Here is a 14,118-nt window from a genome sequence, read left to right on the forward strand (position 1 = left end):
ATTCTTCGGTTAAAGGAGTTACAGTATGGGACCAATTGAAGGGAAGGCATACAGGGAACAGAATAAACGATCCCGAGTTATGAAAGAAAGACATTACTGGGAAGAATGGACCGGCCGCATATATACGTCGGTTTGTGTCGTTTTTTTAGTTGCGGTTATTGTCTCCATCGTATATTTTGTTGCCTCCAAAGGTGTAGCTACATTTGCGGTGAATGGAGTCAGTCTGCGAGAGTTTTTCTTTGGAACCAAATGGAGTCCGGATGGCGAGCCTAAGTCCTTCGGCGCACTTCCGTTTATTACGGGTTCTTTTGCAGTAACCATACTGGCGGCTTTAATTGCCAGTCCGCTCAGCTTATGTGCGGCTTTATTTATGACGGAAATTGTACCGAAATCGGGTAAACGTATCCTTCAACCCGCGATTGAATTATTATCTGGTATTCCGTCTGTTGTATATGGCTTTGTCGGCTTGACCGTGATCGTCCCGCTGCTGCGGAACGTGTTTGGAGGACAAGGGATCGGTATTCTGGCAGGCTGCCTGGTGTTGTCAGTCATGATTTTGCCGACGATTACGAGTATTATGGCGGATGCGTTGTCTTCCTTGCCGGGGGGGCTGCGTGAATCCTCCTATGCTTTGGGTGCTACCCGCTGGCAGACAATTGCCCGTGTTATTATTCCGACGCTGCTGCCTGCTCTTTTAACAGGAATTATTCTCGGTATGGCTCGTGCCTTCGGGGAAGCATTAGCTGTGCAGATGGTAATCGGGAATGCTCCGCACATACCACATTCCTTGCTGGAATCCGCTTCGACCTTGACCAGTGTCATTACACTTAGCATGGGGAATACAGCGATGGGCTCTGTTCATAACAATGCTCTCTGGAGTATGGCGCTTGTTCTTCTGCTCATGACATTCATTTTCGTGCTGCTGGTAAGGCTGCTTGAAAGGAGAAACCGGGTTTGATGAAAGCTAAAACGACCGACAAGATCGCTACATTTGTAATCTGTTTCTTCGCCTTGTTCATTGTTGCACTTTTGGTGGGATTACTGGGCTTCATTTTGGCCCGCGGAGTCAGTCATATTTCTTTTGACTTTCTAACCAGTGCTCCCCAAACATTACGTGCAGGCGGTGGCATTGGACCACAATTATTTAATTCCGTATTTTTGTTAATCTTAACTTTGATTATCACCATTCCGATTGGCTGGGGCGCAGGTATTTACATGGCGCAATATGCAAAGCCGGGAAAAATTACGGACTTTATACGACTTGTTGTCGAAGTATTGTCCTCGTTCCCGTCTATCGTCATCGGATTGTTTGGACTACTACTTATCGTAAATACGTTTGATTTTGGCTTTTCCCTCATATCAGGAGCCTTGGCTTTGGCCGTATTTAACCTGCCGCTGATGGTTCGCACAACGGAGCAGGCTTTCCGAGCTGTACCGAAGGAGCAAAAGGAAGCTGGACTTGCGCTTGGATTGTCCAAGTGGAAAATCATTACCTCCATTTTGTTGCCAGCTGCGCTGCCAAGCTTGATTACGGGTACCATTTTGGCCGCAGGCCGTATTTTCGGGGAAGCCGCAGCATTGCTGTTTACAGCAGGGATGAGTACGCCGCCGCTTGATTTTACTGATTGGAATCCATTGCATGCTAGATCGCCTATTAACCCGATGCGACCTGCTGAGACATTGGCTGTTCATATTTGGAAGGTCAATAGTGAGGGGATTGCTCCTGACTCCAAAGATATTGCTGCAGGCGCTTCTGCCGTACTGGTGCTGCTTGTGCTTGCATTCAACTTGAGTGCAAGATGGTTCGGAAGAGTTGTATACCGCCGTCTGACAGCTGCCAAACGTATGGATTAGAAAGGGGATGGAGAACAATGGAACATGTGATTACGCGAACGGCAAAAACCGCCGCACCAGCAACATCCGTTCAGTCTACGCGTTCGGAACAGCTTGTGGGGCAACCGCCGCATCCGTTCAGTACTGAGGATTTGAGTATTTATTATGGCAGCTTTGAGGCTGTGAAAAAAGTGAATCTAGCCTTTCCCGAGCAGACAGTGACTGCCCTGATCGGGCCTTCCGGCTGCGGTAAATCGACCTTTTTGCGCTCCCTTAATCGGATGAATGATGAGATTGCATCTTCCTCTACAACGGGACACATCTGGATGGATGGACAGGATTTGACGGCACCGGAAACGGACGTGATCAAGCTGCGTCAGCAAATTGGCATGGTGTGGCAGCGTCCCAACCCTTTTTACAAATCCATTTACAATAATATCGCCTTCGGTCCTAAATATCGTGGGGTGCGCAAGAAGAAACAGCTTGATGAAATCGTCGAAAGCAGCCTGCGTAAAGCAGCATTATGGGATGAGGTCAAGGATCGCCTTCACGACTCCGCTCTAGCGCTGTCTGGCGGGCAACAGCAGCGGCTTTGCATTGCACGTGCTCTATCCGTTCAACCGAAAATTCTGTTACTTGACGAGCCAGCTTCAGCGCTGGACCCTGTGTCTACAGGCAAGGTAGAAGAGCTTATTACCGAATTGAAAAAAGAATTGCGCATCGTTATTGTGACGCACAATATGCAGCAGGCTGCACGAATTTCCGATTATACTGCTTATTTTTATATCGGAAGTCTGGTTGAACATGGGAAAACGAACGATATTTTCACGAATCCTGAAAATGAGCTGACTCAGGAGTACATCATGGGTCGATTTGGGTAAGCGATGTTGCTCATCGACCTACTTTATATTAGCTTTACGTAAAATCCTCTTACTAATCCGGCATTAGTAAGAGGATTTTTATTGTTTTCAAAGTTTTTTAACTTTTTTAATCTATTAGTAAATTAAAATATATTGATCGTTTGGATATATTTTCATATAATACAACTAACTATTTATCATGCATAAATAGTGGTTCAGTCCCTCTCACTATCCAAAAGAATCCTCAGCAAGAATGTATAGGTTAAACTGAACGCAATGACCCAACTTAAAATAAGGGAGAGGTTCAAATGAAGAAGAAGATGTGTCCAACTGTAAAGATGATAGCGCTTTCAAGTTTGGCGATTACAGTAACGTCAGGGCTCCTAAGTCCCTCATGGGCTGCGGCACAGGAGATTGTGCCGGCTACATATGATTCAGTACGTGAATCGGCTACTGCTTCTTATGAGCTTACCACAGATTCAGCTGTGGGACGGGACGTTTATGGTGACGATGTAAATTCAGGTGTGTTGGATCGTGAGCAATTATTTGGGCTGTCGGCTGTGGCGAAGCCAACCGCTGTTGTCAATACAGACAGCATCCTAAACAAGATGCGCGATTTCAGTAAGTTTTCTACGGGGAATACATCCAAGGATACTACACTTGCCTTAAATATTGTATCCTGGCAATTGCCACATGGCGGATTCTTCAAAGCTATGGAAAAGAATTATAAATCCAAATGGGATGGCAAAGCTGCACGCTCCACATGGAAGAGCAAGGATGGTGTTGAACTCGGAACGTTCGATAACGAGGCGACGACAACCGAGATTCGCTTTTTGGCGGATGTATACAAAAAAACCAAAAATAAAGACATTAAGATCAGTGTACAAAAAGCAGTTGACTTCGTACTAACTTCTCAATATTCCTCCGGTGGCTGGCCTCAAGTATACCCTAAACGTGGTAATTATTCCGATGCTGTAACTTATAATGATGATGCAATGGTCAGAGTTATGGTTTTGGCTGACGATATCGTGAACAAGAAGCAGCCGTTTGATAGCGATATTCTGGATAACTCTTACCGCTCCAGACTTCAGCAAGCGCTAAACAAAGGTATCCAGTACACAATTAAATCTCAAATTGTAAATAATGGTACACCAACAATCTGGGGTGCACAGCACGATCCGGCTACTTATGCATCTGTTGAAGCCCGGGCATTTGAGTTACCTTCCAAAACAACTACGGAATCAGTAGGCATTACTGCTTTTCTCATGTCCCAGCCGCAAACCGCTGAAGTGAAAAAAGCGGCTCAAAGTGCTTTGAAATGGTTTGACGCGAACCGAATCGACGGTATGAAATACAATCGTCAAGGTCCGGAGTTTTTCCAAAAGGACGCATCGAGTGTAATGTGGTATCGGTTCTATAATGTGGAAGACAATAAATACTTCTTTTCAGACCGGGATGGCAAAAAGTATACCGACATCATGAAAATTAGTGAGGAAAGACGACTCGGTTACGCCTGGGCGGGAAGCCAAGCTAAGAGCTTGCTTAAGCTGGCTTCGGATAGCGGATATTATAAACTGTCCAAGCCGTTGCCACAATAATAAAGGCATTATTATATATGATTTGCGAGGGAGGACCGGTCGGTCTGCCCTCTTTTTGTTCCCGGGCTGTAAATATGGTTTAATGGAGAGAGGGCAAAATAGAGATAAAGATGCACAAAGATAGGAGAGCTTGTATGACTCAAGAGGAGAAACAAACGGAATTACGCTGGTATGGCGCACCGCTACGTGTCCGTTATCAGGAAAGCGACCAGATGGGGGTCGTATATCATGCAAATTATTTGAACTGGTTTGAGATCGGGCGTACCGAAATGATCCGACAGACGGGTTTTAACTATCGGAGCATGGAGGAACGTGGAGTTTTGCTGCCAGTTATTGAAATCAATGCGAAATATGCGAGTCCTGCTCGATATGATGATTTAATTACCGTTTATACCGCAATTACCGACTTCTCCAGACTGCGTCTAAACTATATCTATGAGGTTCGGCGGGTAACGGATGATGAGCATCAAAGGTATCTGGGAAAGGTATGGACCCAGGCAGACACGCTGCCGGGAGAGCTGCTCGTCACTGGGATGACACGTCACGTATGGGTGAACACCGAATGGAAGCCCGTTCGACTGGACCAGGCGCTACCTGAGCTGTACACTGCATTAAGGTTTGCTTTTACAGGCGGGGAGGGACAGAAGTCATGATGATGCGTAAACGTCTGTGGCTGTTGCTGCTGCTCATTCCTTTGGCGGAGCTATACGGGTTTATATGGGTAAGTCACTGGATTGGAGCAGGCAAAACGATTTTACTCATCATTCTGACGACGCTAATCGGGGCTGCCATGATGCAATTTGAAGGTCGTAAGGTGATTGCCGATGCGAAAAATGAAATGAATCGGGGACAAATGCCCGGCCGTAAAATGCTGGATGGATTATGTGTCTTTTTTGGTGGGAGTTTGCTGCTTATCCCCGGATTTTTAACAGATATTATTGGTTTTACGTTGGTGTTCCCTTTAACACGAGCGTTGTACCGACGTTTTTTATTAAAGTGGCTGGAGAAAAAAATGAAAAACGGCAGTATTACGTTTCGGCGGTTTTGACGTGAGCTGCCGTTTTTCCTATCCATGATCTAGCGGACTCTTCCTGCGAGAATATAATTGCGCAAGTCCTGAATGACATTCGCACGATTCAGTGCATCAACGACAATGAGTGATACAGGTCCGATAATGAGTCCTAAAACGCCAAATAGCTTGAGCCCGATGAACATACCGATAAGGGTGGGAAGCGGGTTTAAGCCCACGCTGCTGGCCAGCACCTTAGGCTCCACGATCTGTCGTCCAATCAACAGGATGATATAAAGGATCGACAATCCTACCCCTAGCGCCAAATTACCAGACATATACGTATACAGTATCCACGGAATCATCACAATGCCAACCCCCAAATAAGGTAGCAAGTCCACCAGCCCGATCATTAAACCGATGGTAAAGGCGGATTCCACACGCAATATGAACAGCCCAACAATGACCGTTAATGCCGTAATGGAGATGATAATAAACTGTGCACGCAAATAGCCGTACAGTGCTTTACGTAGATCGTGCCATATATCCGACAATGGCTTGCGAATCGTATCAGGAACCGTGTTTGCGAGCATCCGACTATGTCGGTCCCAATCCTTACTAATAAAAAAAGCTGCTAATACAATAACCATTAGAACTGCTCCCATATTAGGCAGAGAGGTCAGCAAGTTCAAAACCCCATTAAAAAATTGAGCGACTAGCGTAGTGACAGCCGAACTGACGGTTTGAGTTGTTTTATCAATATTACTGTTAATGGTGTGTTGGTAATCCGGATTATCCCGGATGAAATGGTTAATTTCAATAATTACATTTTGAATCAAATCGCTTTGTGTCCAATCGATAAACAGGCTTTTAAAACGCTCAATATGCCCGTCAAAAGTCATGGCTAACTTTATAACTTCTCGAACCATGCGGGTGATTGCTGCAGACAGGATAATTGCAATTCCACCTAAATATACAAATAATGAGACCGTGACAGCCGTCCAACGTGGCATACGGGCTTTGTTACGCAGAAAACCAACCAATGGATTCATGGCATAAGCCACAAGCCAGGCGAATAGGAAAGGATAGACGAGAGGGAAAAGCACATATATGCCCAATAACAGAGCTACAATCACGATTGCCACCCATAGAGCACGAAATATGCGATTCAGGATTAACCGGCTCAAGCTCTCACGACTCCTTTCTTTTACGATAGTATTTCATAAAATAAATGCTCTACTATACATATGCGGGAAAGGGGGGAGACAAGACCTGTGTAAAAAAGTGCAAATGAATCAATATTTTTTGTAAGGGGTTTCAAAAATTTATTTATGGAAGCGATAAAACATTTGAATGTGTTGGAATAGCCCTCAATGTTCACATAAACGACAAAATCCAGTATAGTGAAAGAAGGTTTAAATATTGACATATGGCGTTAACATTACTCGGCTATTTAAAAGGCATATCTTACTTTTGAAAATGTTTACATTGCAAGTCCGTTCACAATGTTTTTACAAAGGAGAGATGTAACGATGACAGCGACTAAAGGTCTGGAAGGGATCGTAGCGACCACTTCCTCCATAAGCTCTATCGTAGATGGCGTTCTCACGTACCGGGGTTATAACATTGATGATTTGGCTGTTAACGCCGATTTTGAAGAGGTAGCTTATTTGTTGTGGTTTGGGAAATTACCTGATAAAGAGCAATTGCAGGAGCTTCGCAACCAGTTAAGCGAATACGCTGCTATTCCGGATGAAATTGTTACTCAATTAAAGTTATATCCGAAAGATTTGAGCACGATGGCTGCCTTGAGATCAGCCGTATCGTCTCTCGCTTTGTATGACCCAGAGGCGGATGATATGTCGAGAGAGTCTAATGTGACCAAAACCGTCAAGCTTCAGGCGCAATTGCCTACCATTGTGGCAGCTATAGCACGTATACGCGAGGGCTTGGAGCCGATTGCGCCTAAAAAAGGTATTTCTATCGCTGAAAACTTTTTGTATCAGCTGACTGGCAAGGATCCAGAGGAGACGGCTATTAAAGCGTTCAATCAGGCTCTCGTGCTGCACGCCGATCATGAATTAAATGCCTCTACCTTTGCTGCGCGTGTAACGGTAGCCACATTGTCGGATATTTATTCCGGAATCACGTCTGCAATTGGAGCTTTAAAAGGACCACTGCATGGTGGAGCCAATGAGGCTGTGGCCAAAACGCTGGAGGAGATTGGTGGTTTGGATCAGTTGGACTCCTATATCCAGGCGAAACTGGATAATCGCGAAAAAATTATGGGCTTTGGACACCGAGTCTATAAAAACGGTGATCCGCGTGCCAAGCACTTGCACAAAATGTCCCGCGAGCTGGGGGAAATGAACGGCGACACAACGTTGTTTGATATGTCAGTTCGAATTGAGGAAATTGTAACAGGACAAAAAGGCTTGAAGCCCAATGTGGATTTTTATTCTGCCTCTGTGTATACCCAACTGGGTATCAAGAGAGACCTGTTTACACCTATTTTTGCTATGAGTCGTGTATCCGGTTGGACAGCGCACATTTTAGAGCAGTATGAAAATAATCGCCTGATTCGTCCTCGCGCCGAATATACAGGTCCAATGGATCAAAAATACGTATCACCAGAGTTGCGCTAACCCCTTGTCGAAGGAAGATTGAGGTTGTATACCCTGAATTTAAAAAATAAGGTACAATAGAGGGGACGACGAGAGATGTACGTTTTTGTCTGTGATAAAGATCATGTCTTTCGTCCTGTACCCATTCATATCTGAGGAGGAAAAGGAACTTATGGCGAAATTTGAAAAGTTTGAGCTCCCAACTGAAGGCGAAAAAATTACGATTGATAACGGTCAACTACAGGTTCCGAACCATCCGGTAATTCCGTTTATCGAAGGTGACGGCACGGGTCGCGATATCTGGAAAGCCTCCAAGCGCGTACTGGACGCAGCTGTAGAAAAAGCATATAACGGCAGCAAAAAGATTGCCTGGTATGAAGTATTCGCTGGTGAGAAAGCTTTCAATACATACGGCGAATGGCTCCCTAACGATACTTTGGAAGCCATCCGTGAGTATATTGTAGCCATTAAAGGTCCGCTTACGACACCTATTGGCGGTGGTATCCGTTCGTTGAATGTGGCATTGCGTCAGGAACTGGATTTATACGTATGTCTGCGTCCTGTTCGTTATTTTAACGGTGTTCCTTCTCCAGTGAAACGTCCTGAATTGGTAGATATGGTTATTTTCCGTGAGAACACAGAAGATATTTACGCGGGGATCGAGTATGCTGAAGGGTCCGAAGACGTGAAAAAGGTTATTCAGTTCCTCCAGCAAGAGCTGGGTGTGAACAAAATCCGTTTCCCTGAAACCTCTGGTATTGGCATTAAGCCAGTTTCTTCCGAGGGTTCAAAGCGTCTGGTACGGGCAGCCATTCAGTATGCAGTTGACCACGGACGCAAGAGTGTAACGCTTGTACACAAAGGTAACATTATGAAATTTACCGAGGGTGCCTTCAAAAACTGGGGTTATGAAGTGGCTGAGGAAGAATTTGCAGATAAAGTATTTACTTGGGCCCAATATGACGTAATCAAGGAAAAAGACGGTGAGGATGCGGCTAATGCAGCTCAAAAAGCAGCTGAAGATGCAGGCAAAATCATTATCAAGGATGCGATTGCTGATATCGCACTTCAGCAAGTACTGACTCGTCCTTCTGAATTTGATGTGATTGCTACGCTCAACCTGAACGGGGACTATCTGTCCGATGCTCTTGCTGCCCAAGTTGGTGGAATTGGTATTGCGCCAGGTGCGAACATTAACTATGTAACAGGGCATGCTATCTTTGAAGCTACACATGGTACAGCACCAAAATACGCCGACAAAGATGTAGTGAACCCTGGTTCCGTCATTCTGTCGGGCGTAATGTTGCTTGAACACTTGGGTTGGAAAGAAGCGGCTGACCTGATTTACAAAGGGCTGGAGACGTCCATTAATAAGAAGATTGTAACTTATGACTTTGCTCGTCTGATGGATGGTGCTACACAAGTGAAATGCTCCGAGTTCGCAGATACCATTATTAGTAACCTGTAAGGAAGGGGAATACCACTTGTCCATTCAACGTAAAAAAATATCCATTGTTGGCGCCGGTTTTACCGGTGCCACTACCGCATTGCTGCTGGCTCAAAAGGAGCTAGGTGATATCGTACTGATCGATATTCCGCAACTAGAGAATCCGACCAAAGGCAAGGCGCTTGATATTTTGGAGGCCGGTCCGGTACAGGGATTTGACAGTCAGATCACGGGCACTTCCAATTACGAGGATGCAGCTAACTCAGATATCGTCATTATTACAGCTGGGATTGCACGCAAGCCGGGTATGAGCCGTGATGATTTGGTAAATACGAACGCAGGAATTGTAAAATCCGTTTGTGAGAACGTGAAGAAGTATGCGCCAGATTCTATTGTTATTATTCTGAGCAATCCGGTAGATGCTATGACCTATACTGCCTACCAAACACTGGGTTTCCCGAAAAATCGGGTTATTGGCCAATCCGGTGTGCTGGATACAGCGCGATATTGTACCTTTATTGCACAAGAGCTTAACGTTTCCGTCGAAGACGTGCGCGGCTTCGTTATGGGGGGCCACGGTGATGATATGGTGCCCCTGGTACGCTATTCCAGTGTTGGAGGTATACCTATCGAAACCCTGATTTCGCAGGAACGTATCGAAGCGATCGTACAACGTACACGCGGCGGTGGCGGAGAGATCGTCAACCTGTTGGGTAATGGTAGCGCATATTATGCTCCGGCAGCTTCGCTTGCACAGATGACGGAAGCGATTGTAAAAGACAAAAAACGGATTATCCCAGTCATCGCCTATCTGGAGGGAGAGTACGGCTATCAGGATTTATTCCTTGGCGTACCGACACTTCTTGGTGGCAATGGCATCGAAAAAGTGTTCGAGTTGGAATTGACAGCCGAAGAAAAAGCAGCGCTCGATCAATCCGCGGAGTCGGTCCGCAGTGTGATTAAAATAGTTACCGTTTAGATTCAATTTTCTACTAAAACGGTGACTATTACCTGAAGAGGTGTCCCTAAGCCATAGTCATGGCCGCGGGACACCTCTTTTACTCATAAACAGAATATAGGGAATCTATTCGTTTTCTTCCTTATTCCTTTGCTTTGACTCACTTCCCCGGTATAATAGAGTTCATATGCATTGATAGTTACATGAGGACTTTGCAAAATCCTGACATAGAAAAGCATGTCCCAAAACACTGAAAAAGATGGTAGTCATTCGTTGGAATATGATCGTTCTATGGAAAAAAAGTTTGTAAGAAAACAAAGAAGTGGAGGTTGTAAAATGTTTTTTATTCACATTATTGGATCACTGGCGATGGGTTTTTATTTATTGCTCCCCTTCGTGGTGGGCAAAATCGACAAATTGGCTCCTAGCGTGCAGGAAGGAACGATATCGGCTGTTCAGCTATTGAACCGTTTGGCTCAATTTGCGCTGATCTTAGTGCTTGTTAGCGGTATCTATATGATTTTTCCCTGGGGTTCTTATTCGGTAGCATGGATTGTTGTCGTTTTGCTGTTGTTTCTCGCCATTTCTGGTATTGCGGGAGCCATGGGTAAGCCGTTACGGCTGTCGCTGGAAGCGATTCGTAGCCAACAGCCTATTACGCAATATGCTGGCAAAATGCGAATGTTCAGTACGCTGCTTGCTGTCTTCCTGATTTTAATTACGTTTTTAATGGTATACAGCCATATTATTTAATTATGCATTTAGTGAGAGTCTATAATCGAATGATGACAAATGCTAAATTGAAAAACGGTCTGTGCTGAATAAGCATAGGCCGTTTTTTTGCGCTCAAATCACTACATTGTTCTTTTTTCGTTTAACGAATAACTTTGTGTGGTAATTCAGGAGTAGAGTGGATGCAAATGTTGCATCCTAAAAAATATCTGATTTTGAAGGGAGAATGTACAATGTCTAAAAGTAATCAACCTCAGCAAACTTTGCCCCCACAGCATCAGGACCAGCAACCGGGGATTGAGTCCAAAATGTCGCCTGCACCCCAATTTGAAAAACCAACTTACAAAGCCGCTGGCAAGCTAACAGGTAAAGTTGCACTTATTACTGGTGGGGACAGTGGAATTGGTCGGGCTGTAGCTGTCACGTATGCCAAAGAAGGTGCGGACGTAGCCATCATCTACTTGAATGAGCATAAGGATGCGGAAGAAACAAAACGTCAGGTGGAACAGGAGGGACGCAAATGCGTGTTGATTCCTGGCGATATCGGAGATGATCAATTTGCCAAAAAAGCGGTTCAACAGACAGTTAACGAACTGGGCAAGCTCGACATCGTTGTGAACAATGCAGCGGAGCAGCATCCACAGCAAAAGCTGGAGGATATCACCAAAGAACAGTTAGAGCGCACGTTCCGAACGAATATTTTCGGTATGTTCTTCTTGACGCAAGCAGCATTGCCGCATTTGAAGAAAGGGAGCACGATCGTCAACACCACATCGATTACCGCGTATGCTGGGAACAAAACACTCATTGATTATTCATCGACCAAAGGGGCAATCACATCCTTTACACGTTCCCTTTCACTCAATTTGGCGGATCAAGGCATTCGGGTGAACGCTGTAGCACCAGGGCCGATCTGGACACCGTTAATCCCGTCTACATTTGATGCCAAGACGGTCAGCGAGTTTGGAGGAGCGCAGCCAATGAAGCGTCCGGGTCAGCCGGAAGAATTGGCGCCAGCCTATGTGTACCTTGCTTCAGATGATTCTTCTTATGTAAGCGGACAGGTTATTCATATCAATGGCGGTGAAGTTATAAACGGATAAAAGGACAAGGGAAAGGTTAGGGCTGTGTTATGCCCTAGCCTTTTTTCTTTTCACAGTGGAACATAATGAAGGTAGCCTGTAGAATGAGACTTAACTTACATAAAGGATGGGCATATTTTATGAAATCGTTTCGTTTCAGGCTTACCCTGATCATGCTGATTTTGATTGGCGTATCTGTCCTTGCTGCTGGAATCACGATGGGACAAATTTTTAAAAATTCGAATATGAAGGTGCTAGAGGAGAACATGGGACGGGAGATCGACCTGCTTCGAGCTACATTCCCTTTTGTTAATGCAGATGCCCTGTCCAGCACGGATTATGTCTCTTATTATTCTCAAAAGGCGAAGGAAATTGCTCGTCTTACGGAATCGCGGGTGACCTTCATTCGCAAGGACGGGACGGTGGTTGGAGATTCGTTAAGCGATCCGCGTAAGATGGAAAATCACGCATCTCGTGAAGAAATTCAGCAAGCTTCAACAGAGAAGATTGGACGCACGATTCGTTACAGCGAAACCTTGCAGCGGAACATGCTATACGTTGCAGAGCCTGTTGTATCGGATAAGGGTTTTGACGGATATATCCGTTTGTCCATGAGTCTGAAAGCGGTGGAGGAGGGAGTGCAGCGCGGCTGGACGGCCATCGGGATTGGTCTAGTGTTGCTGTTTATTGCTGCTGGACTGGTGAGCTATCGTATTGCTCGCAGTCTCACCTCGCCCATTGAACATATTACTGGGGTAGCCAACCGTATATCAGGACTGGATTATGACGCAAGGGTTGGTGTGCAGCGCCGGGACGAGGTAGGGCAGCTGGGTGAAGCCATTAATCGTATGGCTGATAGTCTCCAAAACCAAATGAAAACGATACGTGACAATGAGGATCTACTCCAGAGCGTTATGAGCAATATGACAGGCGGGATTCTAATGATTGATGCAAGTGAGTGTATTGCGCTTGTAAACCGTGAGTCTGAGCGAATGCTCGGTGTCATGGGTAAACGGGTGACAGACAAGCCATATCATGAGCTGAAGAAGCATTATGAGCTCACAAAGCTAATTGAGGGCAGTATACAAAGCCGAGAAAGGCTGCATGGTGAAGTTCATTTGTACAATCCCGAGGAGAGACTCGTGTTGCTGGACGGTGTTCCGATGTATGAGGATGAAGGCGGATACCGGGGGATGCTGTTCCTTTTACAGGATATTACAGCCATTCGACGCTTGGAAAATATGCGGAGCGAATTTGTGGCTAACGTTTCTCATGAGCTAAAAACGCCGATTGCCGCAGTCAAGGGTTTTGCCGAGACGTTGCTCGGTGGCGGGGTTAAAGATGAGGAGACGGCCCGTTCATTTTTGCAAATTATATATGATGAAAGCGAACGATTGAATCGGTTGATCGGTGATATTCTGGAGCTGTCCAAAATCGAGTCCAAGCGTTCCCCTCTGGAATGCTCGCCGGTGCACGTTTCGTCGTTCATAGAATCATTGCTGGAAAAACTGAACAATGTAGCTGCCAAAAAAAGAATTTCACTACACATGGATATCCCGGATGAGCTGTTTATGGAGGCAGATGAAGATAAGCTTCAGCAGATTTTCCTGAACCTTTTGTCTAATGGCATCAACTATACACTTGATGGTGGCAAGGTAAAGATTAAGGTTCTAACGATACAGCGCGAGAATGACACCGAAAAGGTCGTATTTACAGTCAGTGATACAGGTATTGGAATTCCGAAGAAGGACCTGCCACGTATCTTTGAGCGTTTTTACCGGGTGGACAAAGGTCGCTCGCGTAACTCTGGCGGAACGGGGCTGGGATTGTCGATCGTCAAGCACTTGGTCGATTTGCATCATGGCACCCTTTCGGTGGAAAGTGAGCTTGGATTGGGTACCACATTTACAGTTGAATTACCGCTATTGCAACAGGAAGAATGAACTAGAACATTTTTTACATTCTGTTAACAATG

The 14,118-nt window shown here is 45.4% G+C and carries 13 protein-coding genes; 12 read left to right on the forward strand and 1 reads right to left on the reverse strand.

What is annotated here, in order from left to right; translation table 11 throughout:
* Positions 1 to 25: 25 nt before the first annotated feature.
* From pstC to G9G53_RS03330, 6 genes are all read left to right on the forward strand, one after another.
* A complete protein-coding gene (pstC, locus tag G9G53_RS03305; protein WP_165145291.1) occupies positions 26 to 958 on the forward strand; it encodes a phosphate ABC transporter permease subunit PstC in 933 nt (310 codons plus the stop codon).
* On the forward strand, positions 958 to 1,854 hold the full coding sequence (gene pstA / locus G9G53_RS03310; RefSeq protein WP_165145413.1) for a phosphate ABC transporter permease PstA: 897 nt from the start codon (positions 958 to 960) through the stop codon (positions 1,852 to 1,854). Before pstC ends, pstA begins: the two co-directional genes overlap by 1 nt.
* A 17-nt stretch (positions 1,855 to 1,871) precedes the next feature.
* A complete protein-coding gene (pstB, locus tag G9G53_RS03315; protein ID WP_039269891.1) occupies positions 1,872 to 2,714 on the forward strand; it encodes a phosphate ABC transporter ATP-binding protein PstB in 843 nt (280 codons plus the stop codon).
* Positions 2,715 to 3,001: 287 nt separating this feature from the next.
* On the forward strand, positions 3,002 to 4,291 hold the full coding sequence (gene pelA, locus G9G53_RS03320) for a pectate lyase (protein WP_029516619.1): 1,290 nt from the start codon (positions 3,002 to 3,004) through the stop codon (positions 4,289 to 4,291).
* Positions 4,292 to 4,425: 134 nt separating this feature from the next.
* A complete protein-coding gene (locus G9G53_RS03325; protein ID WP_029516620.1) occupies positions 4,426 to 4,944 on the forward strand; it encodes an acyl-CoA thioesterase in 519 nt (172 codons plus the stop codon).
* Positions 4,941 to 5,339, forward strand: coding sequence for an FxsA family protein (locus tag G9G53_RS03330; protein ID WP_013309596.1), 399 nt, complete (start codon positions 4,941 to 4,943; stop codon positions 5,337 to 5,339). The genes G9G53_RS03325 and G9G53_RS03330 overlap by 4 nt, the downstream gene beginning before the upstream one ends.
* A 29-nt stretch (positions 5,340 to 5,368) precedes the next feature.
* Here G9G53_RS03330 and ytvI read toward each other — a convergent pair whose 3' ends face one another.
* Positions 5,369 to 6,487: a sporulation integral membrane protein YtvI gene (gene ytvI, locus G9G53_RS03335; protein ID WP_029516622.1), complete on the reverse strand. Its 1,119-nt coding sequence runs from the start codon at positions 6,485 to 6,487 to the stop codon at positions 5,369 to 5,371.
* Between the two features lie 345 nt (positions 6,488 to 6,832).
* Between ytvI and citZ the strand changes: the two genes are divergently transcribed.
* The 6 genes from citZ (at position 6,833) to pnpS (ending at position 14,086) form a co-directional block, all read left to right on the forward strand.
* Complete coding sequence (gene citZ, locus G9G53_RS03340) at positions 6,833 to 7,945, forward strand: citrate synthase (protein WP_029516623.1); 1,113 nt, start codon at positions 6,833 to 6,835, stop codon at positions 7,943 to 7,945.
* Between the two features lie 151 nt (positions 7,946 to 8,096).
* The gene (gene icd, locus G9G53_RS03345; protein ID WP_029516624.1) at positions 8,097 to 9,392 is read left to right on the forward strand and encodes an NADP-dependent isocitrate dehydrogenase; all 1,296 of its coding nucleotides are present in this window, start codon (positions 8,097 to 8,099) and stop codon (positions 9,390 to 9,392) included.
* Positions 9,393 to 9,408: 16 nt separating this feature from the next.
* Positions 9,409 to 10,350, forward strand: a complete 942-nt coding sequence (mdh, locus tag G9G53_RS03350; RefSeq protein WP_028542892.1) for a malate dehydrogenase — start codon at positions 9,409 to 9,411, stop codon at positions 10,348 to 10,350.
* A gap of 315 nt (positions 10,351 to 10,665) precedes the next feature.
* Positions 10,666 to 11,082, forward strand: coding sequence for a hypothetical protein (locus tag G9G53_RS03355; protein WP_023987918.1), 417 nt, complete (start codon positions 10,666 to 10,668; stop codon positions 11,080 to 11,082).
* A 212-nt stretch (positions 11,083 to 11,294) separates the two neighbouring features.
* Positions 11,295 to 12,164 carry an SDR family oxidoreductase gene (locus G9G53_RS03360; protein ID WP_029516625.1) on the forward strand — a complete coding sequence of 290 codons (870 nt, stop codon included), beginning with the start codon at positions 11,295 to 11,297 and terminating at the stop codon, positions 12,162 to 12,164.
* Between the two features lie 119 nt (positions 12,165 to 12,283).
* On the forward strand, positions 12,284 to 14,086 hold the full coding sequence (gene pnpS, locus G9G53_RS03365; RefSeq protein ID WP_165145294.1) for a two-component system histidine kinase PnpS: 1,803 nt from the start codon (positions 12,284 to 12,286) through the stop codon (positions 14,084 to 14,086).
* Positions 14,087 to 14,118 lie beyond the last annotated feature (32 nt).

It is taken from the genome of Paenibacillus sp. EKM206P (genome assembly GCF_011066155.1).
Classification (GTDB): domain Bacteria; phylum Bacillota; class Bacilli; order Paenibacillales; family Paenibacillaceae; genus Paenibacillus; species Paenibacillus polymyxa_D.